The organism is Bordetella genomosp. 11 (assembly GCF_002261215.1).
Lineage (GTDB): Bacteria > Pseudomonadota > Gammaproteobacteria > Burkholderiales > Burkholderiaceae_B > Bordetella_C.
This window is the reverse complement of sequence record NZ_NEVS01000001.1, coordinates 244,011-269,202: the sequence shown is the minus strand read 5'-3', so window position 1 is coordinate 269,202 and position 25,192 is coordinate 244,011. Positions and strand designations below refer to the sequence as shown.

The following is a 25,192-nucleotide window of genomic DNA, read 5'->3' as shown; positions in this document are numbered from 1 at the left end:
CCTCAATCCGCGAACATCACGCAATCCGCCGGCTCGAAGCAGGCATATACCCGCGCGCCAGCCTGGGGCGGCCGGCCGTGCGGAATGCCATCGGCATCCGCCGACCGGCTGAAGCCGTTGGACAGCTGGCTGACGATCGCCTCGCCGCTTTCGAGCTTGACGCGCACCTCGAGCTGGGCGCCCAGGTACACCGTGGATTCCACCGTGCCGGCCAGCGCATTGGCGCCGCCCGGTTGCGCGGCCAGCCGCACCCGTTCGGGCCGCACACCCACATGGCGGGCGCCGGGCGTCCCGCCGTCGACACGGATGCGCGCGCCCTGGTCGCTGCCGAACACGCCGTCCTCGGCCAGGCTGCCGCGGAAGAAATTCATCTTGCCCAGGAAGTCCGCCACGAAGCGATTCGCGGGCCGCTCGTACAAGGTATCCGGCGTACCCACCTGCTGCACCTTGCCGTCATGCATGATGGCCATGCGGTCGGCCACGGCCAGCGCTTCTTCCTGGTCGTGCGTCACGAACACCGTGGTCAGGCCCAGCCGCTGCTGCAGCGCGCGGATCTCCTCGCGCACTTCCAGCCGCAACTTGGCGTCCAGGTTGGACAGCGGCTCGTCCAGCAGGAACACCTTGGGCTGGATGGCCAGGGCCCGAGCGATCGCCACCCGCTGCTGTTGCCCGCCCGACAGCTGGCGCGGATAGCGGTCGCGCAAGGCCGTCATGCGCACCATATCGAGCACCTCGCGGATGCGCCCATCGCGCTGGGCCGCGGGCATCTTGTGCATCTCCAGTCCGAAGGCGACGTTCTGCGCCACCGTCATGTGCGGGAACAGGGCATAGCGCTGGAACACCATGCCGGTATCGCGCTTGTGCACCGGCAGGTCCGTCACGTCCTTGCCGCCGATGCGGATGGTACCGGCCGAAGGCGCCAGGAAGCCGGCGATCATGCGCAGGGTGGTCGTCTTGCCGCAGCCGCTGGGGCCCAGGAAAGCGACCAGTTCGCCATCGGCGATTTCCAGCGAAAAGTCGGCCACCGCGACCGAGCCGCCGAACTGCTTGTGCAGATTTTCCAAAGACACCTTGGCCATGTGTTCAGACTACCTGGCTGAGTTTGACGAAACGGTCGGTCACCAACATGAGCAGCCCCAGCAGCAGGATCTGCACGGACGACACCGCGGCGATGGTCGGGTCGAGATTGAATTCCAGGTACTGCATGATGGCGATCGGCAGCGTGGTATGGCCCGGCCCCACCAGCGACAGCGACAGTTCCAGGTTCTCGAACGACACGATGAAACTGAACAGTCCCGCGGCGACGATCGCGGGCCGCAGCATGGGCAGCGTGATGCGCAGGAAGGCCACCGGGCCGCTGGCGCCCAGGTTGCGCGCCGCCTCCTCGATGGAAGGATCCAGTCCCGCCATGCTGGCGGTGACCAGGCGCACCGTCCAGGGGATGGTCAGGCACACGTGGGCGATCACCAGCCCGCCGTACGTGCCGACGATGTCGCGATCCAGCAGGTTTTCCGCGCGCAGATAGAACAGGTAGATGGCGATACCCGCCACGATGCCCGGCACCAGCAGGGGCGACAGCAGCATGGCATTCACCGGCCCCGCGCCGGCGAAGCGGTAGCGCATCAGGCCCAGCGCCGCGGCCACGCCCAGCGCGACGCCGCACACGGCCGCCAGCAGCGCCACCTGCAGGCTGAAGACAAAGCCATTGGCGAACGCATCGTTGGCCCAGGCCTTGACGTACCACTGCAGCGTATAGCCGGAGGGAGGGAAGTAAAGAATCGCGTCCTTGAAGAAACTCAGCCACACCACGACGATCAGCGGGCACAGCATGAACAGGTACATCAGCGCGACAAAGGTCCGGTGCAGGAGCCGGGCCCACGGAAAGCGGTTGCGGCGCCCGACCGCGGCGTGCCCCGCGTCCACGGCCGAAGTTGCTGTCGTAGCCAAGAAGCGTGTCCTCAATGCAGCTCGCGTCGAAGGCGGACAAGGTCTCGCGAAAAAAGCATCGACGTCGATGGTGGAACCCGCATCTTAGGAAGCTGGCCTGCCGGTTGGAATAATGGTTAACCTCAATAGCCGCGCGGTCACTACCTGGCACATGGGCGCGGTGACACCCCCGGTCCGCGATCCTGAGGTTTTCCCTGAACCGGGGCTGCCCCGTCCCAGTACGTATCCTTCCGTAGCATTTAAGGAAGGAACTTCCCACCCCCGAAGACGGCCCCTTACATCGCGCGACGGGACGCGCCGGTCCGCGAACGAATAGCAAGCCAGGACAGGCGCGATCCCGCGCGGGTATCCGTGTTCGACCACGCCCGCGCAAGCCGTCCTTTGCATTGCCGTTCATCCGGCGGGCAGGGAACGCGCGGGCCCTCTGCTCCAGACCGATTATGCGAAAAATGTTATCCCGTCTGGCCTGCGTGGCCGCCCTGCTGGCTTCCTTCGGCGCATTCGCCCAGAACGCGCGCGACATAAAGGGGCTCTACCTGCTGACCGACTATCCGGCCATCACCGTACAACCCGGCACGACCTCCACGATCGACCTGCGCCTGCGCAACTTCGGCTTGCCGCCGGCACGCCTGAACCTGCAGGTACAGGATGTCCCCAAGGGCTGGACCGCCACGCTGCTGGGCGGCGGCCAGCCGGTCGGCGCGGCGATGGCGATCGCGGACGATACCGTCTCGCTGCAATTGCGCCTGGCGGTGCCCGCCGACGCCGGCACCCAGCCCCATACCTTCACCGTCGTCGCGGACGGCAGCGGCCAGCACGTCACACTGCCGGTCGAGGTCATGCTCTCCAAACAGCTGCCCGCCAAGCTCACCCTCGACACGCCGCTGCCGTCGATCAAAGGCGGCGCGCGCTCGTCCTTCGACTACCAGTTCACGGTAAAGAACGACAGCGGCAAGGATCTCAACGTCGCCCTCGACGCCAAAACGCCGCAGTACTTCGACGCCACCTTCACCGAAGGCTACGGCAGCCAGCAAATCAGCACCCTGCCGATCAAGGCCGGCCAATCCAAGGACGTCAAACTGAGCGTGCGGCCGCCAGGCAGCGCCAAACCGGGCGACTACCCCATCGGCGTCACCGCCTCGGCCGACGGCGTGCAGGCATCCAGCGCGCTGCAACTGCAAATCACCGGCCAGCCCGCCCTGCACATCGCGGGCCGCGACGGCCTGATGAGCGGCAGCGCCGAAGCCGGCAAAACCTCCACGCTGCCCGTCATCGTCGCCAACGACGGCGGCGCCGATGCCGATGCCGTGCAACTCAGCGCGCAGGCGCCCTCGGGATGGCGTGTCGACTTCGAACCCAAAACCATCCCCCACGTCGCCGCCGGGCAGCAGGTCGAAGTCCAGGCGCACATCACCCCTTCGCCGCGCTCTCTGGCCGGCGACTACATGGCCACCCTGAACGCCAACGCCGGAAGCCAGAGCGCGACCGGAGAATTCCGGGTCACCGTTTCCACATCCAGCCTGTGGGGCATCATCGGCGCGGTCATCATCGCCGTGGCGCTGTTGATCCTGGTGGGCGCCGTCGCGAGGTTCGGACGGCGATGAACGGCGCAATCATCGAAGCCACGCGGCTGACCAAGCGCTATGGCGCCGCGGTGGCGGTCAACGACATCTCGTTCTCCGTCGGTGCCGGCGAAATCTTCGGCCTGCTCGGCCCCAACGGCGCGGGCAAAACCACCACCATCCTGATGCTCCTGGGCCTGACGGACCTCAGCGCCGGCCAGGTGCGCGTCATGGACCGCGACCCCCAGCGCGAACCCCTGGCCGTCAAGCGCCAGCTGGGCTACCTGCCCGACGCCGTCGGCTTCTACGACCAGCTATCGGCCCGCGACAACCTTGCCTATACCGCGCGCCTGCTCGGCCTGCCGGCCGCCGAACGCGACAGGCGCATCGATGCCGCCCTCGCGCGCATGCGCCTGTCCGACGTCGCGGACCACCGCGTCGCCACGTACTCGCGCGGCATGCGGCAGCGCCTGGGACTGGCGGAAATCGTCGTCAAGCAGGCCCGCGTCGCCATCCTCGACGAACCCACCTCCGGCCTCGACCCGCAGGCGACCGAAGAATTCCTCGACCTGATCCGCTCGCTTAAAACCGACGGCGTCACCGTACTGCTCTCTTCACACCTGCTCGACCACATGCAGCGCGTCTGCGACCGCGTCGCCCTATTCCGCGGCGGACGCATCGCCCTCATGGGCACCGTCGCCGAACTCGCGCGGCAGGTATTGGGCGCCGGTGCGACGGTGGAAGTCGAAGCCGACGGCCCGGCACTCCTGGAACACCTCTCTGCCGTACCCGGCGTCCAGGCCGTACAGGCCATCGCTCCCGATCGCTTCCGCCTCCTGGCCCAGGACGACGTCCGCGCCGACGCCGCCCGCGCCGTCGTGCAAGCCGGCGGCAACCTGCGCCGGCTCTCCGTGGACCTGCCCAGCCTGGACACCATCTACAACCGCTTCTTCCAGAACGAAGCCATGCAATCCGGGGAGGCCGCTCATGCGACAGCGTGAAGGTTCGCCGTGGACGGGAGTCGGCACCGTCGCCTTGAAAGAACTCGCCGACCACCTTTCCAGCGCCCGCATGCGGGTCCTGGAATGGCTCATCATCCTGACCGCCGCCGCCGCGCTGTACGGCGCCTTCACGCAAATACGCAGCACCACGGCGGAAGACCCCTTCGTCTTCCTGCGGCTATTCACCGTCTCGCGCGCGCCCATGCCATCGTTCGCCGCCATCCTGGGATTCCTTATCCCGCTGGTCGCGATCGGCCTGGGCTTCGACGCCATCAACGGCGAATACAGCAGACGCACCATGAGCCGCCTCCTCGCGCAGCCCATCTACCGGGATGCGCTCCTGCTCGGCAAATTCCTGGCCGGCCTGGGCACACTCGCCATCTGCCTGCTCTGCCTGTGGCTCCTCGTCATCGGCCTGGGCCTGCTCCTGCTCGGCGTGCCCCCCAGCGCTTCGGAAATCGCCCGCTCGCTCATTTTCCTGGCGCTCGCGCTGCTCTACGCCGGCGTCTGGCTGGCCGTATCGATGCTGCTCTCGGTCATCTTCCGCTCGGCCGCGACATCGGCGCTCATCGCCCTGGGCCTCTGGCTATTCATGGCCCTGCTCTGGCCCATGCTCGCCCCCGCCATCGCCCAGGCCATCGCCCCGCCCAGCCTCGCATCCCAACTGCTGGGGCAGCCCGACCTGCACACCCTGCAATGGATACACGCCCTGCAGCGCCTATCGCCCACGCAGCTATTCAGCGAATCGGTCGTCGGCGTCCTCAGCCCCATGACACGCACGCTGGGCCCCATCTTCCTGGACCAGCTGGAAGGCGCCGTCATGGGCACCCCCCTCGCGCTAAGCCAAAGCCTGGGCATCATCTGGCCCGAGGCAGTCGGCCTGATCGCCGCAGTCATCCTGCTCTTCGCGCTGGCATACGTAGCCTTCCAAAGACAGGAGGTACGCGCCTGATCCGGCAAGCGCCACCGCCGCCGCGAGCACGACGGCGGTGACGACAACGATGGCGGCAATGGCGGGCCAGCAGCAGTGGCAGTGGCAGTGGCAGCAGCAGCAGCAGCAGCAGTAGCAGTAGCAGTAGCAGTAGCAGTAGCAGTAGCAGTAGCAGTAGCAGTAGCAGTAGCAGTAGCAGTAGCAGTAGCAGTAGCAGTAGCAGTAGCAGTAGCAGTAGCAGCAGCAGCAGTAGCCACGGCAGCGGCAGACCACAACAGCAGCACCGCCGCCCCCCGCAAACCCCACCGCGTAGCAGCATCGAGGCCGCGCAGGGCGGCCTCGATGCTGCGGGCACCAGCAAATCTTCCACCGGCAGAGGCACCCGCCACGAAGGGCAAGAACCCAGATCGTCGCAGCGCCCGTGATTAAGGCAAACCGGAGTCCGGCGGGGGTGGTGCCTGTCGGGGCCAGCCCGTTGAGGCCGAGCGAGCGGAATCGAAGGAAGGCGAGGCGCGGACGCCCTCGCCAAAGACACCACAACCCAACGCCCGCCGGACGAGATCAGCGACGCGGTGCCCGGCGCCCGGGCGCCGGGACGGCCGATCGGGCTGGCCCCGACAGGCACCACCCCCGCCGGACGGGATCAACAAGCCATCGGCCAACGGCAGCCAGCCATCAACGGACAGCATCAACAACCCCCCTACCCCCTCCCCACACACTTCTCATAAAGCCCCAACATCTCCCCCCCCGGGTCATACCGCGCCTTCAACCCCGCATACGCCCCCATCCCATAAGCCCCTTCGAACTCCTCCCAAGTCATATAAACATCCGAATACAGCGACTTAATCCCCCCACACCGCAACACCTCCCGCTCGATCAGCCGGTTGTAATACCCCACCGGATGCGCGGCACGGCTCTCCACCACATCCCAAAACCCGAAATTGACGTAAAGCTCCCCCGGCCGCACCGGATACAGCGTAAAACTCCCCTGCGAACCCGGCACCCGAATCGGACACACCCAAATCGGCAGCACCCCGATCTCGCGCAGCAGGAACTCCAAAAACCGCCCCGCCTCCGCGATCGGAACATCCACATCCTGGATCACCGACTCCGTATGCACCCCGCGCCATCGCGCCAGCCCGCGAGTCAGCCCCAGCCGCGAATTCAAACGCATCAACCGCGTGTACGTCCGCGAATTCAACCGCGACCGCCCGTACAGCCGCCGCAGCAACGGATGCTGCGCGCCCAGATTTTTCGAACACCAGAACCAATCCGTATCCCATCGCCAGAGATACCCGTAAGTACTCAGATAATCGACCCGCTTCTCCAACAGCGACCGATAGTAAATATGCTCGTAGGTATAGTCGCTCACCCGCTCCGCGCGCGCCGCGAACCGACCGGTACTCAGCACCAGCGTATCGCCGCCGAACACCACCCCATCGACGAAATCGGCATCGCCATCGCACGCCAGCGCCAACGCATCGAAAAACGCATCGGCCGATCCATAACGCGCATGCTCCACCCGCACATACGGCTGCACGGGGATTGTCCGCATCACCAGCCGCAGCGCATACCCCAGCGTCCCGTAGGAATTGGCGAACCCGTAGAACAGATCGCGGTGCTCGTTATAGGGCGTACAAGTCACGATATCGCCGCGCGGCAGCAGCACATCCAGCGCCAGCATCGTGTCGTGCGCCAACCCGTGGCGGAAAGACGTCGCCTCGATCCCCACGCCCGCTACCGCCCCGCCCACCGTAATCGTCTTCAACTGCGGCACCACCGCCGGCATCACCCCGTGCGGCAACGTCGCATCCACCAGCGTCTCGTACGTCGCCAGCCCCTCCACCTCTACCGTCCCGGCGGCGGCATCGACTCGGTTCACATGGGTGAACGCGCTCAGGTCCAGGCGGCGCTTCGCGCCTTCCGACCGATCGCGGAACAGATTGGAGGTCCGCTTGGCCAGTCCCAGCGGCGCGCCGGACCCATCCGGCGCGCGCCGCAGCGCCGCGCGCAATGCGTCGAGGCGACGGCCGTAAGCGTCAACGGTCATACAGGTGCGCGCGCGACATGGGATAGTTCGCCCGCGTAATGTTGCCCTTGCTGAAAACGATCTGGAACAAATGTGTATAACCATTGGGCAGCCGGAACATCTCCGCGCAGCCGACCAGGTAAGTCATCCAGATGCGCCGGAAACGCTCGTCGAAACGGCGCGTATCCGTCGCGCGTATGGTCTCCCAGTTGCTTTCGAAGCGACTCGCCCAGGCGTCCAGGGTCGGCGCGTAGTGCCGGCGCAGATTCTCGATATCCACCACCTCCAGCCCCGCCCGCTCCATCTCCACGATGACGTCGGCCAGGCTCGGAATCCAGCCGCCCGGGAACACGTGCTTGCGAATGAAAAGCTCGGTCTCGAACCGGCCCACATGGCCGATGAAGTGCAGCATCCCCAGCCCGCCCGGCTTCAGGAAATCCGCGTGCGCGCGCACCACTTCGCGCAGCTGGTCGCGTCCCGCGTGCTCCAGCACACCGATCGACACCACCTTGTCGTACTGCCCATCGACCTCGCGGAAATCGGCCTCGCGTACCGCCAGCTGCCCGCCCAATTGCCGGCGGCCGATCTCCTCGCGCAGCCAGTCCACCTGCTCGGTGGTGGTATTCAGGCCCACGCCCGATGCCTGGTGATGCTCCGCCGCATGGAACATGAAACCGCCAAAGCCGCAGCCGATATCGATGAAGCGGTCGCCCGGCGACAGCCGGATCTTGCGGCACACGTGTTCGACCTTGTTGCGCTGCGCCTGCTCCAGCGTGCGCGTATGTTCGTCCCAATAGCCGCAGGTGTACATCATCAGGGCGTCATCCAGCCACGACTTGTAGAACGGCGTGCCCAGTCCGTAATGGAAGCGCGCGTTCGCCTTGGCGCGGCCGACGTCGCTGTTCGCATACCGCAATTCGTGCAAACGGTTTTCGGCCAGATTCAATAGCCTTGGGCGGGTATCGAAGCCGCCGGACATGGCCGCGGCCAGGGCGGCGTCCAGGTTATCGACATCGACCTGCTGGTCGAAATACGCCTCCAGCAATCCCATATGACCGCGCAACGCGGTGGCCGCCAGGGCGGCCCGCGTATGAAACGTCAGGGTGAAGGCGGGATCGCCGGTGCCCATGGCGTGCCTGATGCCACCGGGCATCTGCACCGCGAAGGGCGAGCCGGCCAGCATACTGAGGTTTTCCAATGCACCGTTTAGAGCGAGAGACAGCGCCATCCGGAAATCCTTTACCCGGCGTAGGCCCCCGGGCCGTCGGGTCGTTAGTACAGGAAATCACCTGGACAACTCTACCCGGCGGCGGCGTGACGGCAAACACCCCTCAGGGGCGGTTTACGTACCACCTGGCTACAAGTCGCTACCAGTTCATACGCCGCCATCCGTCAGCCGATACCAGCTCACCACGGCATTCACGTACAGGCGCCGCAAGCCGTAAAGGGGGAAGGGCCGGATCTCCGACAGCGGCACCGGCAGGGCGGCGGCATCGCCGGTCGCAACATAGTCCGCCATGGCCTTGCCCATCGCCGTCTGCAGGCCCACGCCGCGCCCCTGGCAGCCGATGTCGATCAGCAGGCCGGGCGCGGGCTCGTGCAAATGGGGCAGATAGTCCCGCGTAATGGCGACGCGCCCGCACCAGCGGAATTCGAAAGGCACCCCGGCCACCTGCGGGAACATCTTCACCATCACACGCTCCAGATGGCGCCAGTCCGCCACGCCGCGCGGTTCCCGGAAAGGACCGCGGCCGCCCATCAGCAGGCGTCCCTGGTGATCCAGGCGGAAATACAGCAGCAGGTTGCGGGTGTCGGAACACACCTGGCCTTGCGGCAGGATGCCGGCGCGCACCGCGTCGGGCAGCGGACGCGTGGCGACCTGGAAGGTGTTGGCATCGATGATGGAGGGCTTCAGCCCGGGCCACAGATCCGCGCCATAGGCGTTGGTGCACATCACCACGCGGTCGGCGGTGACGGTCGAGCCGGATGCCGTGGTGGCGATCCACTTGCCGCCGTCGCGCTTCAGGGAGACGACCGGGCTGCCGGTGTGCACCCTTGCCCCAGCATTCATCGCCGCGCGGGCCAGGCCGCGCACATAGCTCAGGGGCTGTATGGTGCCGGCGCGGCCGTCCAGCCAGCCGCCCAGGTATTTGTCGGTACCGAGCAGGGCGGCCACCTGGCCGCGGTCCAGCGGACGCGCGTCGACGCCGCGCCGGGCCCATTGCGCCGCCCGCCGGTGCGCCACTTCCAGCGCCTGGGGTGTATGCGCCCCCTGGATCCATCCCGCCCGCGCGCGCGGCACATCCATGCCGTGGCGTTCGATCAGGTCGAAAACGACATCGGCGGTCCGTCCGGCGAAGTCGATGACCCGCTCGCCATGCTCGGGTCCATATCGCGACAGCAGCTCGTCCGGATCGTATTTCAGGCCGGGGATGACCTGGCCGCCGTTGCGGCCCGAACCGCCGAAGCCGATCTCGCGGCCTTCCAGCACCACCGCCTGGATACCGCGCTCGGCCAGGTGCAGGGCGGTGCTCAGGCCGGCGTAGCCGCCGCCGATCACCGCCACGTCGGCACGCGCGGCGCCGGCCAGTGCCTCGGTAGGGGGTGGCGCGCCGGCCGTCGCGGCCCACAGCGAAGGCGACAGGGGGAACGGTTCCTTCCCGCCGCGATACGGCGCGGCGTGGTTTCCCAGGAAAGCATCGTGCGACATGCGTAGTCCTTACATGGGATGCAGCACGCGCCGCAGGAAATCCTGCGTGCGCGGATGATTGGGGTGGTTCAGCACCTCGCGCGCGGCGCCCTGTTCCACCACCACGCCGGCGTCGAAGAACAACACGCGGTCGGCCACTTCGCGGGCGAAGCTGATCTCGTGCGTGACGACGACCATGGTCATGCCGTCGTCCGCCAGCTTGCGCATGACACCCAGCACATCGCCCACCAGTTCGGGATCGAGCGCCGACGTCGGTTCGTCGAACAGGATTGCCTTGGGCTGCATGGCCAGCGCCCGCGCGATGGCCACGCGCTGCTGCTGTCCGCCCGACAGCTGCGGCGGGTGGGCGTGCTCCTTGTCCGCCAGCCCGACACTGGCCAGCAGCTCGCGGCCGCGCTCGGTGGCCTGTTTGCGCGGTTCTCCCTTGACGTAGATCGGCCCTTCGATCACGTTCTCCAGCGCCGTTCGATGCGGGAACAGGTTGAAGCGCTGGAACACCATGGCCACCTGGGTGCGTATCGACACGATGGACGCCGCGTCGCAGTCCACCCGCTGGCCGTCGATCGAGATCTCGCCTTCCTCGTAGCGCTCCAGCCCGTTGATGCAGCGCAGGATGGTGGACTTGCCGGACCCGGACGGCCCGATCACGCACACCACTTCCCCCTTGCTGATCTCCGCATCGATGCCCTTGAGCACCTCCAGGGCGCCGAAACGCTTATGTACGCCTCGCATCGTAATCATCGGTCGGCTTTCCTCATTTCGCGGCGTTTCTCTTTTCCAGATGCCGGACCAGCAGAATGAGCGGCACGCACATCACCAGGTACATCAGCGCGACCAGCGTGAACACGGTGGCGTTCTTGAACGTCGATACCGCGATCAGCTTGCCCTGCAGGGCCAGTTCCGCCACCGTGATGGTGGATGCCTGCGACGAGTCCTTCAGCATCATGATCATGATGTTGCCGTAGGGCGGCAGCACGATGCGCACCGCCTGCGGCAGCACCACGCGCCGCATCGTCAGGCTCCAGCTCATGCCCATCGACATGGCCGCCTCGATCTGCCCGCGATCGATCGCCTCGATACCCGCGCGGAAGTTTTCGGCCTGGTACGCCGAATAGGCGATGCCCAGGCCGATGATGGCGGCCTGCACCGCCGTCAGCGATATGCCGGCATCCGGCATGACGAAGTAGATGTAGAACAGCAGCACGATGATGGGGATGCCGCGCAGCACGTTGATCAGCCCCGCGCTGAACCGGGCCAGCGCCTTGATGCCGGAGACCCGCATCAAGGCCCACGCCAGGCCCAGCACCGTCGACAAGGCCAGCGATCCCACCGTGACCAGGATGGTCAACTTGGCGCCCTGCAACAGGATGGGAAGGTATTCCCTCGCATCCTGGAAAAATTCCATCATCGTGTTATCCCCTCTCGGCCACGGCTACCGGATTTCAGGCCAGGCCCCATTTCTTCAGGATGGCGTCTATCGTGCCGTCGCTCTTCAGCTTCTTCAGCGCCGTGTCGATCTTGTTCATCAAGGCGGTGTCGTCCTTGCGGGTCGCGATACCCACGCTGCCGGTGACGGCGGGCTTGTAGCTCTTGACCATGCGCAGATTGCCGAAGGCGCCGCTGGTGTTCTGATTGATCGTATAGGCCGCGATCGGGTAGTCCATGAAGCCGCCCTGGATGCGGCCGGCATTGACGTCGCGCATCATGTCGGGCGGATTGTCATACAGCTTTACTTCCTTGAAAACGCCGCTGTCCTGGATGGGCTTGACGAACGCCGTGCCGACCTGCACGCCCACGGTCATGCCTTTCATGTCGGCGAAACTCGTGTATTCCTTGGTATCGCTCTTGGGCACCATCAGGCCTTCGCCATAGGTGTAGACCGGGTCGGAGAATGCCACTACCTTCTGGCGCTCGGGCGTGATGAACATCGCCGCGGAAATCACATCGATGCGCTTGGACTGCAGCGAGCCGATCAGCGCGGAAAACGCCATCGGTTCGATTTCCACCTTCAGCCCGGTCTCCTTGCCCACCGCCTTCATGATGTCCACCATCACGCCTTCGATGCTGTTGGTCTTGGTATCCAGGAAGGTGAAGGGGCTGCCGGTGGGCGTGGAGCCGACCTTCACGGTGGTTTGCGCGACGGCGCCGGCGGCCATGGCCAGCGACAGCGTGGCGAAGGCGGATAGGGCAATGGATCTTAGCTTCATGAGTCGTCCTTGTTCGATGAGGTGGAATGGAACCGCGTGACGTTGCTGCCGATACGTTGCTGCCGATACGTTTATGCCGATACCTTGCTGCCCGATGCCTGTGCCGATACCGCGGCGGGCGGCCTAGCGCCGCCGCCTTCCTTCCCGCGGGCGGGGCGGCGATGCGCCGGCATCCTCGCCGGCATCGGCCGCGATATTACTGATGGCCCAGATCACTTCCGTGCGGGTATCGCCGGGATTGCGCCAGCGCCGGGGCGTGCGGCTGGCATAGCAAAAACTGTCGCCCGCGCGCAGCAGCATGACGCGGTCTTCGATGCGCAGCTCCAGCAGTCCGCTCAACACCACGCCCACCTGCTCGCCCTTGTCAGTCACGAACAGATCGTCGCCGGTGGAGCCGCCGGGGGCGATGGAGATGCGGCACAGATCCATGGTGCGCGCCGCGGGCGGCGTGACGACTTCCTTGGCAATGCCTTTCTCGTCGATGCGCACCATGCGATGGGCGCCGGCGCGCTCGACATTGCCGCCGGACGCCGTCTCGTCCCACTCCGAGTTGCGCAGCAGCGTATCGGGCGACACATTCAGCTCGCGCGAAAGCGCATGCAGCGTTTTGACGGAGATCGAGCTCAGGCCGCGTTCGATCTGGCTCAACAGGCCCAGGGACATACCGCAAGCCTGCGCGACGTCGGCCAGCGACCGGCCCTGGCCTTTGCGCAATTGCCGCAGTTGCTCTCCCAGCCACAAATCCACCAGCGAATGCACCTGGCGCACCGGCTGCGCACGGGCCGCGGCCTGGGCGACCGGCGATGCGGGCGGCTTCCGCGTGGCGATCGATACGGGCATGGGAATGAAAATTTCACGATTTTGCAATTTTCAATGCTAGTGGTGGCCCACCGCCGGCCACAACCTAGGGACATCCCGCGCTTGCCCCTTGCGGCCGCACCGGCTTTGGAACATCATCGCGGCACCGGCGGAATGCGCCGGCGTGTGCAGGGGCGGCAAGGCGGTCGCGCGAGCATGCAAGACGGCACGCAGCCGGCCCTCGTATCGGAGGACATCATGCTTTTTCGACATCGCACGTTGATCGCCGCGGCTTGCGCCATGGCATTGAGCGCATCCGCCGCCCTGGCCCAGACCACCGCGCCCGCCAAAACCCCCACCCCGCAACAACAGCGCATGAGCGAATGCAGCGCGGCCAACAAAGGCAAGACCGGGGATGCCTACAAATCGGCGATGAGCGCCTGCCTGAAAGGCGAAAAGCCCGCGGCCACGCTGACGCCGCAACAACAGAAAATGAAAGACTGCAATGCCGAGGCCACCAAGCAATCGCTCAAAGGGGACAAGCGCAAGGCCTTCATGAGTACCTGCCTGAAGGGCTAGGGACGGCGATAGCACCGCCACCCGGCCGTGCTATCCGCTTGCCCGGCGCGCGGCGCCGGCATGGCGCGAAGCGCGCTTTGACGGCGACAGGCTTCAGCCTATCGATGTTCCCACGATGGCGCCCGCTCCATAGGTAATCCCGGCCGCGGCCAGGCCGATAATAAGCTGGCGCACCGCCGAAAACAGCGCGCCCCGTCCCGTGAAGAGGCTGGTTCCCGCCCCGATGAAGGCCAGCGCCAGGCCGCTCGCGGCAAGGCTGGCAACCAGCGCGGTGCGTCCGGAGAGCAACAGGAACGGCGCGACGGGAACGATGGCGCCCGCCGAAAAAAGCAGGAAGGACCAAATCGCGGCGGTCCACGCGGAACCCCCGAGTTGATCGGGATCGATCCCCAGCTCCTCCCGCGCCAGTGTATCGAGCGCGGTGTCCTCATTGCCAAGCAGCTTGTCCGCCAACGCCCGCGCCTGCGGTTCGGCGATGCCTTTGGCCTGGTAGATAAGGACCAGCTCCTCGCGCTCCTCGTCGGGCACCTCTCGCAGTTCTTCTCCCTCTGTCGCGATCTGGCTTTGATAGAGCTCGCGCGAGCTGGTAACCGATAGCCACTCGCCCATCGCCATCGAACAGGCGCCGGCGAGCAGGCCCGCCAGACCGGTAAGCAGCAGCGTCTGCTGGGCGGCCGCCGCGCCGGCGACGCCCATGACCAGGCTCATGTTCGAGACCAGCCCGTCATTCGCGCCGAGCACCGCGGCGCGCAGCGTGTTGCCGCCACCGCGATGGCGGCCTTCCAGCAGCGCCAGCGTGGGGCCGGAGAGGCCGCCCTTGCCGGCGGCCGCGCGCATCAGAAGGGCGTGCGAACGTTCGTCCGCCGGCAGGCCCGCGCCCCGCGCTTCCGGCTGGTCGTCATAGGCGGCGCTATCGCGCGTCTCGTTCGCGGCCAGCGTCGGCAGCACGAAAGCGGGGCCGAACCGCCGCGCCAGCCACGCCAGGATACGTGCCCGCGCGGAAGGCGTTGGACGGAATTGCACCCCTTGCGCCTCGATCCGCTTGCGCCAGAAATCGCCATGCGCCTGTTCGACGGCAGCGAGCCGGCGGAATACCTCGGCGAGCTTGGGATCGGCTTCGCTCTCCGCGAGCGCCGCGTAGATCGCCGCGCCGTCGACCTCGCCCTGAAGATTGGAGCGATAGCGCGGAAGGGCATTGGGTTTGGCCATGGTCGATATGCCTCGATGTGCGGTTTGGCGGGACATAAGCCTGAGAGGCTGCCCGGGAAGGTTATTTGGGATTGCAGGGCTTGCGCAACATCAATCGGACACGGGCAAGCTCGAGGAACGCGGGCGCCATGCCGGTCCCCGACGGCCCCGCCGGCCGGGAACGACTTGCCCGCCGGCGCTGGATGGGCCTATCGTTGGGTGGGCACCCGGCCCGCCACCGCACCGAACCCTTCCAGGAATCCCCATGACCGCACAACCCGTTCCGCTGGATCCGCGCATCGTCCAGGCCCTGTCCCACGTGACCACCGCCACCCTGACCACGGTCCTGCTGAAGAAAGGTTTGCGCAACGTCTGGATCCGCGGTGCCGCGCCCCTGCGCGGCGACAGCCCACGCATCGTAGGCCGCGCCTTTACCCTGCGCTTCGTGCCGGCGCGCGAAGACCTGGCCACGCCCGCTTCCTGGGCCTCGCCCATCTCCACGCGCGCCGCCATCGAAGCCATGCCCGCCGACTGCATCGCCGTTGTCGATGCCCTGGGCGTGACCGACGCCGGCATATTCGGCGACATCCTGTGCGCGCGCATGCGCAAGCGCGGCGTGGCGGCGCTGGTCACCGACGGCGTGGTGCGCGACGTCGCGGGGGTCCTGGGCACGGAACTGCCCGTCTGGTGCCGCGGCGCGGCCGCGCCCCCTTCGGTGGCCGGGCTGACTTTCGTCGGCTGGCAGGAACCCATCAGCTGCGGCGGCGTCGCGGTCTTTCCCAACGACGTCATCGTGCTGGATGCCGACGGTGCGGTACTGATCCCCGACGCCTTGCTGGACGAGGTGGTGCAGGCCGCCGTCGAACAGGAACAGCAGGAGACCTGGATCATGGAGCAGGTGGAAAGCGGCGCCCCCTTGCCGGGCCTGTATCCCCCCAACGCCGACAACCAGGCCCGCTACCAGGCATGGCGCGCGCAACGCGCCGCCAAGCAATCCTGAGGGCCGGCGCGCGTCAGTCCTGCAAGCCGCGCACGTTGCGATACGCGCAGTGGCGCGTATCGACATAGCGCCGGCGAAATTCCACGGGTTGGTCCTGGAAGGTATAAGCCGTGCGCTCCACCTGCAGCACGGCCGCGCCCGGCTTCAGGCCGAAGGCACCGGCCACGACATCGTCGGCCTCCGCGGCCGTCAGGTCTTCCGACACGCGGACCACCGAGACGCCATAGCGTTCCTGGTAGTAGCCGTAGATGGAGCCGCGCCGCGCCGCGAAGTCCTGCGCCGATAGATCGGCGAAGACCTTCGTGGGTATCCACAGGCGGTCCAGCATCACGGGCACGCCATCCATCCGCCGCAGGTTTTCCACGCGGACGATCGAGCCGCCGCGCTCGATGCCGAACAGGGCGGCGAAACGCGCCGTGGCGCGTTCCTTGGCGAAAGACAGCAGTTCCGCCGTCACCTTCACCGGCGTTCCCGCCGCGTCGACATAGTTGAAATACAGATCGAATGCGTGATCGTCGGTGAAGCGCGCCACTTCGGTACCGCGGCCGGCCCGCCGCGTCAGCAGGCGTTCGGCCACCAGCTGTTCCACCGCGCGCCGGATGGTGCCGATCCCCACGCCGAACAGCCGGGCGAGTTCGGGCTCCGGCGGCAGGCGATCGCCGGCGACCCAGACGCCCGTGCGCAGGCGATCAACGATGCCGGCACGGACGATTTCATAGAGGGGCTGGTCGAAAGACGGCGCGCTGGCGGGCATGGCGGGGATGGAACGAAGGGGCAAGGCGGCATTTTATCAATTCGAATCATTCGAATGATTCGCTTGACCGTGCCTCAGCATCGACCCTACACTGGCCGCAGGACATGCCGGCCGGCATGCGCCCCAAGGAGGACGAAAATGCCAAATCCCATCAAACACATCGCCTTCCGGGTGGAAGACCTGGACAAGGAAAGCGCGTTCTACGAGAACGTATTCGGCTACACGCACGTCAATACCGTGCGGCGCAAGGGCAAGCGCGGCGACCATATCTCGCGCCACCTGACCGACGGCTACATGGACCTGACGCTGATCCACTACGAATCGGCCGACGCGGATGAAGCGGAATTCGCGGGCCCCTCGCCCTGCATCCATCACATCGGCATGGAAGTCGACGATCTGGATGCCTTCATCAAGTCGATCGCCGAAAACGGCGGGGAAATCCTTACCGAGCCCGGCCATCTGCCGGTGAAGTTCCGTTCACCGGGCGGCCCGGTGGCCGAAGTCGTGCCGCGCAAGCGCTGGGAAAGCGAAACGCTGGCCGCCGGCGTGCACGGCGAAGTCCTGCGCTAGGCGCCGGACGTATCGGGCGCGCGGGCCGGGCCGCCCTTCAGGCGGCCACGTCCAGCGCGGGCATGGCGGCGGGCGCGGGCGACGCCAGCGTCATCTGGTACAGCGCATCGATCAGGTGCGACGGATAGATGGCGCCGACCAGGATGCGCGTGTCATCGACCACCGGTACGCAGGCGATGCCGCGCGCCATGGGCTTGGCCAATTCGATCGCGGGCATCGCGGGTGTCGCGAAGGCGATCTCCGAACGCATGCAATCGCGCACGGTCAGGGCCGGCCCCGCCAGGCCCGGCACGGGCGCCAATTCCAGCCGCGCCTTGCGGGCAACGGCATCGCCATGCGATAGCAATCCCAGCAATTTCCCTTGCCCGTCCACCACGGGCAGGACGGCAAGGCGGTGCCGATCCAGCAGGCGCATCGCCACGTCCAAGGCTTCATCATCGCGCACGACCGCGACGTCCTTCGCCATGACGTGGCCGCAGTCCAGAGCGCCGAACCGCCTCAGGCTGGCACGGCGCTCCGCTTCCAGGACGATGTCGGCCAGGTCTTCCCTGCTGATGTCCAGCAACTGGCCATGGCTGCGCAATGCGTCATCCAGATCGGCGCCAGTGAAGCCCAGCCGGGTGGCCGCCGCGGCGTTCAGCGCGGCCGGCGCCATGCCGACATGGCGGTGGGGATAGTTGCGGCGGAACACGCCATTGAAGACGATCGCGATGCACAGCAGCACCGCGGAATTCAGCGCGACGGGATACAGCGCATAGGCATAGCCCAGCTTGGCGATGGACGGGCCGCCCAGCACGGCGGTCAGCGCCACGGCGCCGCTGGGCGGATGCAGGCAGCGCAACGAGAACATCACCGCGATGGCGGCGGCGGCCGCGCACGCGGCCGCCAGCCCGGGATCGGGCAGCCATTGCGCGAAAAACACGCCCACCAAGGCCGCGCTGACGTTGCCGGCCATAAGCGACCAGGGCTGCGCCAGGGGGCTGGCCGGCGCGGCGAAGGCCAGCACGGCCGACGCCCCCATCGGCGCGATGAACCACGGATTGGCCTCGCCCAGCGCGTGGCGGGCGATCCATTCCGTGCATAGCAGGCCCAGCAGCGCCCCCACGGCGCCAAGGAACTTATCGCGTGCGCTGGCGCCAAGCGGCGCGGGCGCGAATGCGCTCAATCCATGCTTCAACCAGCTCGACACGCGGCGTCTCCAAGCCGCGCGCCGATTGATCGATAAAGGGAATCCAACGGGATGGCACGCGGGCAGCCGGCAAATCTAGCACGGTCCTTCATGCCTGGAAGGCATGTGCTTATGCGGGCTTCACGCCGGCATCGGGTGGTTCGGCGCGAAGCGCGCGCGGTACTGCTGCGGCGTGACGCGCAGGCGGCGCAGGAACAGGCGGCGCAGGTTCTGCTCGCTGCCGTGCCCGGTATCGGCCGCGATGCGTTTCAGCGGAGCCGGACTGGCTTCCAGCGCCCGGCACGCCGCCTCGAAACGCATGCATTCCACTGTTTTCGCCGGTGTACGGCCCACCGCCGCCGCATACGCCCGCGCGAAGGTGCGCGGCGCCATGCCGGCCTGTTCGGCCAGGCGCTCCACCCGCAGATCCTCGTGCAGGTGGGCGACCATCCATGCATGCAGTTCGGCGAACTGCGCCTGTCCCGCGCCATGCTGCGCCAGCAGGGGCACACTGAACTGCGATTGTCCGCCCGGCCGCTTGATGAACATCACCATGTCGCGCGCCGCGGCCAGGGCGGTGCGATGGCCCAGATCCGCCTCGACCAGTGCCAGGGCCAGGTCGATGCCCGCCGTCACGCCCGCCGACGTCCAGATCCGGCCCTGGCGGATGAAGATCGGTTCGGCATCGACGAGCAGGCCGGGGTACATGGCCTGCAGGCGCTGCGCCCAGCGCCAGTGCGTGGTCACGCGCAGCCCCTGCAGCAGGCCGGCTTCGGCCAGAAGAAAGGTGCCGGTGCACACCGAGCAAACCCGGCGGGCCGCCGCGGCCCGGCCAGCGATCCAGCGGACCAGGGCGGGTTCCGCCACGGGCTGGCCGTCCGGGCTGCCGCCCGGCGCGATCAGCGTGTCGATGTCGCGTCCGTCCAGCGCGGCCAGCGGCACGGTGTCGATCGCGACCCCCGCGCCCGTCAATACCGGTCCGCCGGTCTCCGACGCGACGACGGTCCGGTAAGGCGCGGCGGCCCATTCGCCGGATGCCACCGCCTGTCTTGCGGCGGTCTCGAACGCCTGCACCGGGCCGGAGATATCCAGCAGGTTCGCGCCACGGTAGCTCAGCATCACCACCAGGCGGCGATCCGCCGGCCATGCATCGTCATTCGGGTCCTGCCTATCGCCTGTCATTTTTCCTCGATTCCGTCACGCCGCCACTCCTGCCGCGCGGACCCGCCGCGTCGCCATATGCCACCACAAGGTCATGCCGGTGGCCAGCGCGATCACCGGCAGCATAGCGGCATTCAGGGCGAACCAGCCGAATCGGTCCAGCGCCGGCCCCGCCGCCAGCGTGGCCAACGCCGTCGCGATATAGCGCAGCAACTCCGCGCAGCCCTGGGTGGCGGCGCGTTCGGCCGGACGATAGGAGCGCGCCAGCAGCGTGGTCCCGCCCACGAACATGAAATTCCAGCCCACGCCCAGCGCGAACAGCGAGACGTGGAACGCGGCCAGGCTGGTGGACGCCATGGCGGCCAGCGCGCTGATGACGTTCAGCGCCATGCCGGCATACAGCACCGGCGCCAACCCGGCGCGCGCGATCAGCGCGCCGGCGAAGAACGAGGGGGCGTACATACCCACCAGGTGCCACTGGATGATGCCGGCCCCCTGGTCCATCGTGTGCGAACAGGCCACGGCCGCCAGCGGCGCCGCCGTCATGACGGCCATCATGGACACGGAGCCGACCACGTTATTGGCCACGGCGGCCACGAACACCGGTTGGCGCGCGATCTCCGCCAACGGCCGCGCCGGCGGGGCGGCCGCGTCCGTGCCGGCCCGCGTGCCGGCCGCATCGGCCGTCGGCGCGTCCCGGTACCCCAGCAACAGGATCGCCGCCGATGCACCGCCCAGCAACGCGACCATCAGATAGGCCCCCGCGAACAGCGCCGCGGGAAACAGATCCTTGGCCCAGGCCGCCAGCGCCGGGCCCAGGATGGCCGCCACGACACCCCCTGCCAGCACCATGGAAATCGCGCGGCTCTTGGCGGCGTCGCCGACGGCGTCGGCCGCTGCCAGCCGGTAGTACTGGGCGAAAGCCTGGAAGACGCCCACGGCCGCGGTACCGCAGCAGAACGCCCAGAAATCGCCGTGGAAAACGGCCCAGACGGACACCAGCCCGCCCGCGCCGCCGGTCAAGGCGCCGAACACGAATCCCGCGCGCCGCCCCCAGCGCTGCAACAGGAAGGACGCGAACCAGGTCGTCACCGCGCCGGCTACCGTGATCAGGGCGAAGGGCAGGGTGGCCAGCGCCTTGTCCGGCGCCAATTGGTAGCCCGTCAAGCCGGTCAGCGTCAGGTCGATGGATATCGCGCAGGTATACAGCCCCTGGCACATCGCCAGGACGCGGGCGTTGCGCGCGCCCCGGAGAGCGGTCGTGGACATCGTGGAAGCGTTCCGTTCATGCCGGCGCCGGCATGGCGCCGCCCACGAGCAAGACTATCGGCCGGGCCGCGCGCGCGTGCGACAACAAACCTTCTTTTCCTGCCAAAACGGGGCCGGTCCGCGGCGCCCGACAGTTCGGCGCGCGCCGTAACACCGGCACCGGCACGGTGCTAGCATCGTTTCGATGCGGAGGGCCTGTCGACGCGACGCGCGCTTCCAGGCCCGAGGAGTTCCCGATGTCCAACCATTCCATGCTCGCCCGCACGGCCGCGCTGATCGGCGACCTGGCGCGCGCCGGCATGCTCACCGCGCTGATGGACGGCCGCGCCCTGACCGCGACCGAGCTGGCGCGTGTCGCGGGCATTACGCCGCAGACCGCCAGCGGCCATTTGGCACGGCTCGTCGATGCGGGGTTGATCGTGGTGGAACGCCAGGGCCGCCATCGCTACCACCGGCTGGCTTCCCCGGCGGTGGCACGCATGGTGGAAGGCATGATGGCCGTGGCCAGCGAGCTGCGCGGTCCGGAGGCGGCGACCCGCCCTTCGCCGCCGCGCGTCGGCCCGCGCGACGCCGCGCTGCGCTACGCCCGCACCTGCTACGACCATCTGGCGGGGGAAATCGCCGTGGCGATGGCCGACCGCCTGGTGGCGCGCGGCCATGTCGAGCTCTCGCCCGACGGCGGCGTGCTGACCGCCGACGGCGCATCGTTCCTGCGCGGCCTGGGCGTGGACCTGGAAGCGGCCGCCGCGCGGGCGGGCCACAAAACATCCGGACGGGTCTTCTGCCGGCCCTGCCTGGACTGGAGCGAACGGCGCCCGCACATCGGCGGCGCGCTGGGCGCCGCGCTCTGCCACTGCTGCTTTACGCAGGGGTGGATGCGCCGCGCGCCGGGCGGACGCGCGGTAACCGTCACGCCGCCCGGCCAGCTGGCCCTGCGCGAGGCCTTCGGACTGGATTGACCCTGGCGCGCCCACGCAGCGGATCGCGCGCGTCGATCAACGCCGGCCGGACGCGTATCGGGACAGCAGAACCCGCAGCCCGGCGCGGTCCTCCTGCGTGGCCAGCCCCACCGATACCGCGAGCTCTTCCCCTTCCTTCAGCGGCCGGTAGCTGACGCCGGCACGCTTCAAGGATGTGAAAGAGCGCGGCAACAAGGCAAACGCGGCGCCGTCGGCCACGCCCGCCAGCAGGACATGGTGATCGGCGGGTTCGCGCAGCGTGCGCGGCTCGAAACCATGGCGGCGGAACACCGCATGGCAATGGTCGAAGAATGCAGGCTGGCGCGCGCGTTCGAACATGAATAGCCTTTCCCGGGCAAGATCGGCCAATGACAGGGTCCTGCGCCGGGCCAGGCGATGCGCGCTGGACAGGGCGACCACCATGGACTGGCGGTCCAGCACGGTGACGGCCAGGCCTTCGGTCTCGGTAGGCAGCGCGATCAGCGCGGCATCCAGCTGGCGGGCGCGCAATCGCCGCACCAGCCTGGGCGAGGTATCGGACACCACGATCACCGTATCGAAACGCCCCGACGCTTCGATGCGCGCCACAAGCCCGCGAAACCACGGCGGCTCCACCGCGGTCGTCATACCCAGCCGCAGGCGGGTGGGCAAGACCGGCGCCGCCACGCTGGCCTGCGCCTGCGCCAGCAGCGACATGATCTTGCGGGCATAAGGCAGCAGGCGTTCGCCCGCCGCCGTCAGCCGCACCGATCGGGTATCGCGCAGGAAAAGCGGCGTCCCCAACCGGTCCTCCAGCTGGCGTATCGCCCGGCTCAACGGCGGCTGCGAAATATGCAGGCGTTCCGCCGCCTGACGGAAGCTCAAGGTATCCGCCACCGCCAGGAACAATTCGAGGCCACGCGAATCTAGCGCTTTATTCATACCGAAAAGGTATCACGAAATCGGTCATTCCCGTCCGCCGCGGCTGCCCATAGAGTTGGGTCCACGGCTGCGCGCATCCCCCGCGCCGGCTTCCGGCAAACGCACATGCACATGCAAAAAGGACAGGAACCATGACCTCCCAGCGATACATCACAGGATTGGAGCAACTGCGCAAGGTGGACGGCGACACGGGCGTCGCGGTCGTCGAGACCTTGCGGCAGTCTTTCCCCGACTTCGCGACCTATGTGGTCGAATTTCCATTTGGCGACATCTACGCGCGGCCCGGTGTGGGCCTGCGCGAACGGGAACTTGCCGTGGTCGCCGCGCTGTGCGCGCTGGGCAACGCCGCGCCGCAATTGCGCGTACACCTGCACGCCGCGCTGCATGTGGGCTGCACACCGGCCGAGATCGTGGAAATCGTCATGCAGACGGCGATCTATGCGGGCTTTCCCGCCGCGCTGAACGGCCTGAGCGAAGTCCGGCACGTCTTCGGCGAACGCGGGATCGCGCTGCCGCTGGCCGCCGGCGGGCCCGATACCGACGTCTGACGCGCGCGACGCGACCGCTCGACAAGGCCGGCATTCCAGCGTTATCCTACTTGTATTGTTATCAGTACAACTATACAGGAGACAACCATGCGGCCTTCCCGTCGTGCCCTCGCTTGCGCCCTCGCGGCCTTCGCCGCCGGCGCCCATGCCATCCCCGTCGCCGCGCAGACCGCGCCGCCCATCCGGCTGGTGGTCGGCGCCCCGCCCGGCGGCACCACCGACACCGTGGCGCGCAGCATCGGCGCCACCATGGGCAAGGAATTGGCACGCACCGTCATCGTGGAAAACCGGCCTGGCGCCGGCGGCAATATCGCCGCGGACTACGTCGCGAAAAGCGCGGCGGACGGCAACACGCTCCTGGTCAGCTTCAGCAGCTTCTCGATCAACGCCAGTCTCTACAAGAACCTGCCGTTCGATCCTCGCGCGGATTTCACGCCCGTCAGCATGCTGGCGACCGTCCCCAGCGTGCTGGTCACCCGCAAGGATTTCCCCGCCAATAACATGGCGGATCTCATCAAGCTGGCGAAGGCGTCGCCCGGCAAGTACACCATGGCCCTGGGCGGTATCGGCTCGTCCCTGCACATGGCCGGAGAACGCATGAAGATGATGTCGGGCCTGGACATTGTCAACGTCCCCTACAAAGGCACGACACCGGCGCTCACCGACCTGCTCGGCGGCCAGGTGGACATGATGTTCGGCAGCACGCTCAACGTCATTCCCCATATCAAGAGCGGCGCCCTGAAGGCCATGGGCGTCAGCAGCGCCAAGCCGCTGGCTTCGCTGCCCGGCGTGCCCCCGATCGGCGATACCATCAAGGGCTTCGAGTCCAATGCCTGGTTCGCGCTGTTCGGGCCGGCCAAACTGCCGGCCGACACGCTGGCCAGGCTGAACGACGCCGCGCGCAAGGCCGTCGCCGCACCGGATTTCCGCCGCCTGCTGGAAAAGGAATCCGCGTCCGCCGTCAGCAGCACGCCCGCGGAACTGAAGAAATTCGTCGACGAGGACATCGACCGCTACGCCGAAGTGGTGAAATTCACCGGCGCCACGGTCGAATGACACCCGGCGCGCGGACCGACACCTGGCAACCGGAATGAACAGCCCGCTACCGCTTTATCACAAGGTCTATCTGTTGCTGCGCCAGCGCCTGCTGGACGGCGTCTACGGCGCCGAGGAAGCGCTGCCCGGAGAAAACGCGCTGGCGCAGGAATACGCCGTATCGCGCCTGACCGTGCGGCGGGCCCTGGACGCGCTGGCCCAGGAAGGCCTGGTCTCGCGGCGGCAGGGCCGCGGCACCTTCGCCCAGGCGCCGTCGCAGTTGTCGGCGCCGCAGCAAGGCGCCACGGTGGACGCGCTGATGGCGCATCTTGCGCGCATGGGCATGCGCACGCAGGTCAAACTGCTGGAACTGGCGGTGGAACCCGCCACGCCGGCGGTCGCCGCGCGCCTGGAAGTGGACGCGGGTTCTGCGGTGCACCGGTCGCTGCGCGTGCGCAGCCACCAGGGCGAGCCGTTTTCCTACTTGCAGACCTACGTCCCGGACGCCATCGGGCGCCGCATCTCGCGCAAGGCGCTGGGCAGCAAACCCTTGCTGCAGATCTTCGGCGAACTCGGTATCCGCGTATCGGGCGCCGAACAAAGCATCAACGCCGTGCTGGCCGAGCCGGCTGTCGCGCAGGCGCTGGACGTGCCGGTCGCCTCCCCGCTATTGAACATCCGCCGCGTGGTCCGCGACGCCGCCGGGCGCCCAGTCGAATACCTGGACGCACGCTACCGGCCGGACCGGTTCGAGTACCGCCTGGACATGGCCGCGCACGAAACCGCGGGCGCGCCGGTGTGGCTGCCGGCCGGCCCGGGCGCGCCCTGAGGCGCCGCCGCGACCGCCGCCATCAT

25 protein-coding genes are annotated in these 25,192 nt (G+C 67.5%); 10 read left to right on the top strand and 15 right to left on the bottom strand.

Annotated elements, in window-relative coordinates; all coding sequences use genetic code 11:
• Positions 1–2: 2 nt before the first annotated feature.
• Positions 3–1,079: an ABC transporter ATP-binding protein gene (locus CAL28_RS01250; protein WP_094839612.1), complete on the bottom strand. Its 1,077-nt coding sequence runs from the start codon at positions 1,077–1,079 to the stop codon at positions 3–5.
• 4 nt (positions 1,080–1,083) lie between these two features.
• Positions 1,084–1,842 (bottom strand): ABC transporter permease, encoded by a 759-nt coding sequence (locus tag CAL28_RS01245; RefSeq protein WP_094840553.1) that lies wholly within the window; start codon positions 1,840–1,842, stop codon positions 1,084–1,086.
• Between the two features lie 554 nt (positions 1,843–2,396).
• Here CAL28_RS01245 and CAL28_RS01240 point away from each other — a divergent pair.
• From CAL28_RS01240 to CAL28_RS01230, 3 genes are read left to right on the top strand one after another with little or no spacing between them, the layout of a single operon-like run.
• Positions 2,397–3,551, top strand: a complete 1,155-nt coding sequence (locus CAL28_RS01240) for a COG1470 family protein (protein ID WP_254925951.1) — start codon at positions 2,397–2,399, stop codon at positions 3,549–3,551.
• Positions 3,548–4,510, top strand: a complete 963-nt coding sequence (locus tag CAL28_RS29940; protein ID WP_094839610.1) for an ABC transporter ATP-binding protein — start codon at positions 3,548–3,550, stop codon at positions 4,508–4,510. The genes CAL28_RS01240 and CAL28_RS29940 overlap by 4 nt, the downstream gene beginning before the upstream one ends.
• The gene (locus tag CAL28_RS01230; RefSeq protein ID WP_094839609.1) at positions 4,497–5,462 is read left to right on the top strand and encodes an ABC transporter permease; all 966 of its coding nucleotides are present in this window, start codon (positions 4,497–4,499) and stop codon (positions 5,460–5,462) included. The genes CAL28_RS29940 and CAL28_RS01230 overlap by 14 nt, the downstream gene beginning before the upstream one ends.
• Before the next feature lie 679 nt (positions 5,463–6,141).
• Here CAL28_RS01230 and CAL28_RS01225 read toward each other — a convergent pair.
• From CAL28_RS01225 to CAL28_RS01195, 7 genes are all read right to left on the bottom strand, one after another.
• Positions 6,142–7,491 (bottom strand): FAD-binding oxidoreductase, encoded by a 1,350-nt coding sequence (locus CAL28_RS01225; RefSeq protein ID WP_094839608.1) that lies wholly within the window; start codon positions 7,489–7,491, stop codon positions 6,142–6,144.
• Positions 7,481–8,698: an SAM-dependent methyltransferase gene (locus tag CAL28_RS01220; protein ID WP_254925950.1), complete on the bottom strand. Its 1,218-nt coding sequence runs from the start codon at positions 8,696–8,698 to the stop codon at positions 7,481–7,483. Before CAL28_RS01220 ends, CAL28_RS01225 begins: the two co-directional genes overlap by 11 nt.
• Positions 8,699–8,845: 147 nt before the next feature.
• On the bottom strand, positions 8,846–10,180 hold the full coding sequence (locus CAL28_RS01215) for an NAD(P)/FAD-dependent oxidoreductase (protein ID WP_094839606.1): 1,335 nt from the start codon (positions 10,178–10,180) through the stop codon (positions 8,846–8,848).
• Positions 10,181–10,189: 9 nt separating this feature from the next.
• Complete coding sequence (locus CAL28_RS01210) at positions 10,190–10,921, bottom strand: amino acid ABC transporter ATP-binding protein (RefSeq protein WP_094839605.1); 732 nt, start codon at positions 10,919–10,921, stop codon at positions 10,190–10,192.
• Positions 10,922–10,934: 13 nt separating this feature from the next.
• On the bottom strand, positions 10,935–11,588 hold the full coding sequence (locus tag CAL28_RS01205; protein ID WP_094839604.1) for an amino acid ABC transporter permease: 654 nt from the start codon (positions 11,586–11,588) through the stop codon (positions 10,935–10,937).
• Between the two features lie 34 nt (positions 11,589–11,622).
• Entirely contained in the window at positions 11,623–12,387 is a 765-nt protein-coding gene (locus CAL28_RS01200) for an ABC transporter substrate-binding protein (protein ID WP_094839603.1), read from the bottom strand.
• A gap of 123 nt (positions 12,388–12,510) precedes the next feature.
• Positions 12,511–13,254, bottom strand: coding sequence for a helix-turn-helix domain-containing protein (locus CAL28_RS01195; RefSeq protein ID WP_254925949.1), 744 nt, complete (start codon positions 13,252–13,254; stop codon positions 12,511–12,513).
• Between the two features lie 189 nt (positions 13,255–13,443).
• Here CAL28_RS01195 and CAL28_RS01190 point away from each other — a divergent pair, with 189 nt between their 5' ends.
• Positions 13,444–13,764 (top strand): PsiF family protein, encoded by a 321-nt coding sequence (locus CAL28_RS01190; protein ID WP_094840552.1) that lies wholly within the window; start codon positions 13,444–13,446, stop codon positions 13,762–13,764.
• Between the two features lie 93 nt (positions 13,765–13,857).
• On the opposite strand, the gene CAL28_RS01185 is transcribed toward CAL28_RS01190, so the two are convergent.
• Positions 13,858–14,973 (bottom strand): VIT1/CCC1 transporter family protein, encoded by a 1,116-nt coding sequence (locus CAL28_RS01185; RefSeq protein WP_094839601.1) that lies wholly within the window; start codon positions 14,971–14,973, stop codon positions 13,858–13,860.
• A gap of 244 nt (positions 14,974–15,217) precedes the next feature.
• On the opposite strand from CAL28_RS01185, the gene CAL28_RS01180 reads away from it, so the two are divergent.
• Positions 15,218–15,952, top strand: coding sequence for a ribonuclease activity regulator RraA (locus tag CAL28_RS01180; protein WP_094839600.1), 735 nt, complete (start codon positions 15,218–15,220; stop codon positions 15,950–15,952).
• A 13-nt stretch (positions 15,953–15,965) separates the two neighbouring features.
• Here the strand turns inward: CAL28_RS01180 and CAL28_RS01175 are convergent, their stop codons facing one another.
• On the bottom strand, positions 15,966–16,730 hold the full coding sequence (locus CAL28_RS01175) for a GntR family transcriptional regulator (RefSeq protein WP_254925948.1): 765 nt from the start codon (positions 16,728–16,730) through the stop codon (positions 15,966–15,968).
• Positions 16,731–16,844: 114 nt separating this feature from the next.
• On the opposite strand from CAL28_RS01175, the gene CAL28_RS01170 reads away from it, so the two are divergent.
• Positions 16,845–17,276: a VOC family protein gene (locus CAL28_RS01170; protein WP_094839598.1), complete on the top strand. Its 432-nt coding sequence runs from the start codon at positions 16,845–16,847 to the stop codon at positions 17,274–17,276.
• Positions 17,277–17,313: 37 nt separating this feature from the next.
• On the opposite strand, the gene CAL28_RS01165 is transcribed toward CAL28_RS01170, so the two are convergent.
• The 3 genes from CAL28_RS01165 to CAL28_RS01155 all read right to left on the bottom strand — a co-directional run bounded on the left by CAL28_RS01165 (position 17,314) and on the right by CAL28_RS01155 (position 20,874).
• Positions 17,314–18,465, bottom strand: a complete 1,152-nt coding sequence (locus tag CAL28_RS01165; protein ID WP_094839597.1) for an HPP family protein — start codon at positions 18,463–18,465, stop codon at positions 17,314–17,316.
• 120 nt (positions 18,466–18,585) lie between these two features.
• A complete protein-coding gene (locus CAL28_RS01160; protein WP_094839596.1) occupies positions 18,586–19,626 on the bottom strand; it encodes a GlxA family transcriptional regulator in 1,041 nt (346 codons plus the stop codon).
• Between the two features lie 15 nt (positions 19,627–19,641).
• Complete coding sequence (locus CAL28_RS01155) at positions 19,642–20,874, bottom strand: MFS transporter (protein ID WP_094839595.1); 1,233 nt, start codon at positions 20,872–20,874, stop codon at positions 19,642–19,644.
• Positions 20,875–21,110: 236 nt separating this feature from the next.
• On the opposite strand from CAL28_RS01155, the gene CAL28_RS01150 reads away from it, so the two are divergent.
• Complete coding sequence (locus tag CAL28_RS01150; RefSeq protein ID WP_094839594.1) at positions 21,111–21,833, top strand: ArsR/SmtB family transcription factor; 723 nt, start codon at positions 21,111–21,113, stop codon at positions 21,831–21,833.
• A 36-nt stretch (positions 21,834–21,869) separates the two neighbouring features.
• Here the strand turns inward: CAL28_RS01150 and CAL28_RS01145 are convergent, their stop codons facing one another.
• Complete coding sequence (locus CAL28_RS01145; RefSeq protein WP_094839593.1) at positions 21,870–22,754, bottom strand: LysR substrate-binding domain-containing protein; 885 nt, start codon at positions 22,752–22,754, stop codon at positions 21,870–21,872.
• A 131-nt stretch (positions 22,755–22,885) separates the two neighbouring features.
• Here CAL28_RS01145 and CAL28_RS01140 point away from each other — a divergent pair, with 131 nt between their 5' ends.
• From CAL28_RS01140 to CAL28_RS01130, 3 genes are all read left to right on the top strand, one after another.
• Positions 22,886–23,302 carry a carboxymuconolactone decarboxylase family protein gene (locus CAL28_RS01140; RefSeq protein WP_094839592.1) on the top strand — a complete coding sequence of 139 codons (417 nt, stop codon included), beginning with the start codon at positions 22,886–22,888 and terminating at the stop codon, positions 23,300–23,302.
• A gap of 87 nt (positions 23,303–23,389) precedes the next feature.
• Complete coding sequence (locus CAL28_RS01135; RefSeq protein ID WP_094839591.1) at positions 23,390–24,358, top strand: tripartite tricarboxylate transporter substrate binding protein; 969 nt, start codon at positions 23,390–23,392, stop codon at positions 24,356–24,358.
• A 34-nt stretch (positions 24,359–24,392) separates the two neighbouring features.
• A complete protein-coding gene (locus CAL28_RS01130; protein ID WP_094839590.1) occupies positions 24,393–25,166 on the top strand; it encodes a GntR family transcriptional regulator in 774 nt (257 codons plus the stop codon).
• Positions 25,167–25,192: the final 26 nt, after the last annotated feature.

Excerpts from the sequence above, each read along its gene's own strand:
- CAL28_RS01155 (WP_094839595.1), bottom strand. The coding sequence starts at position 20,874 with ATGTCCACGACCGCTCTCCGGGGCGCGCGCAACGCCCGCGTCCTGGCG.
- CAL28_RS01210 (WP_094839605.1), bottom strand. The coding sequence starts at position 10,921 with ATGATTACGATGCGAGGCGTACATAAGCGTTTCGGCGCCCTGGAGGTG.
- CAL28_RS01135 (WP_094839591.1), top strand. The coding sequence starts at position 23,390 with ATGCGGCCTTCCCGTCGTGCCCTCGCTTGCGCCCTCGCGGCCTTCGCC.
- CAL28_RS01185 (WP_094839601.1), bottom strand. The coding sequence starts at position 14,973 with ATGGCCAAACCCAATGCCCTTCCGCGCTATCGCTCCAATCTTCAGGGC.
- CAL28_RS01200 (WP_094839603.1), bottom strand. The coding sequence starts at position 12,387 with ATGAAGCTAAGATCCATTGCCCTATCCGCCTTCGCCACGCTGTCGCTG.
- CAL28_RS01245 (WP_094840553.1), bottom strand. The coding sequence starts at position 1,842 with ATGTACCTGTTCATGCTGTGCCCGCTGATCGTCGTGGTGTGGCTGAGT.
- CAL28_RS01250 (WP_094839612.1), bottom strand. The coding sequence starts at position 1,079 with ATGGCCAAGGTGTCTTTGGAAAATCTGCACAAGCAGTTCGGCGGCTCG.
- CAL28_RS01150 (WP_094839594.1), top strand. The coding sequence starts at position 21,111 with ATGTCCAACCATTCCATGCTCGCCCGCACGGCCGCGCTGATCGGCGAC.
- CAL28_RS01205 (WP_094839604.1), bottom strand. The coding sequence starts at position 11,588 with ATGATGGAATTTTTCCAGGATGCGAGGGAATACCTTCCCATCCTGTTG.
- CAL28_RS01215 (WP_094839606.1), bottom strand. The coding sequence starts at position 10,180 with ATGTCGCACGATGCTTTCCTGGGAAACCACGCCGCGCCGTATCGCGGC.
- CAL28_RS01140 (WP_094839592.1), top strand. The coding sequence starts at position 22,886 with ATGACCTCCCAGCGATACATCACAGGATTGGAGCAACTGCGCAAGGTG.
- CAL28_RS01190 (WP_094840552.1), top strand. The coding sequence starts at position 13,444 with ATGCTTTTTCGACATCGCACGTTGATCGCCGCGGCTTGCGCCATGGCA.
- CAL28_RS01220 (WP_254925950.1), bottom strand. The coding sequence starts at position 8,698 with ATGGCGCTGTCTCTCGCTCTAAACGGTGCATTGGAAAACCTCAGTATG.
- CAL28_RS01225 (WP_094839608.1), bottom strand. The coding sequence starts at position 7,491 with ATGACCGTTGACGCTTACGGCCGTCGCCTCGACGCATTGCGCGCGGCG.
- CAL28_RS01240 (WP_254925951.1), top strand. The coding sequence starts at position 2,397 with ATGTTATCCCGTCTGGCCTGCGTGGCCGCCCTGCTGGCTTCCTTCGGC.
- CAL28_RS01145 (WP_094839593.1), bottom strand. The coding sequence starts at position 22,754 with ATGAATAAAGCGCTAGATTCGCGTGGCCTCGAATTGTTCCTGGCGGTG.
- CAL28_RS01160 (WP_094839596.1), bottom strand. The coding sequence starts at position 19,626 with ATGACAGGCGATAGGCAGGACCCGAATGACGATGCATGGCCGGCGGAT.
- CAL28_RS01130 (WP_094839590.1), top strand. The coding sequence starts at position 24,393 with ATGAACAGCCCGCTACCGCTTTATCACAAGGTCTATCTGTTGCTGCGC.
- CAL28_RS01180 (WP_094839600.1), top strand. The coding sequence starts at position 15,218 with ATGACCGCACAACCCGTTCCGCTGGATCCGCGCATCGTCCAGGCCCTG.
- CAL28_RS29940 (WP_094839610.1), top strand. The coding sequence starts at position 3,548 with ATGAACGGCGCAATCATCGAAGCCACGCGGCTGACCAAGCGCTATGGC.
- CAL28_RS01170 (WP_094839598.1), top strand. The coding sequence starts at position 16,845 with ATGCCAAATCCCATCAAACACATCGCCTTCCGGGTGGAAGACCTGGAC.
- CAL28_RS01230 (WP_094839609.1), top strand. The coding sequence starts at position 4,497 with ATGCGACAGCGTGAAGGTTCGCCGTGGACGGGAGTCGGCACCGTCGCC.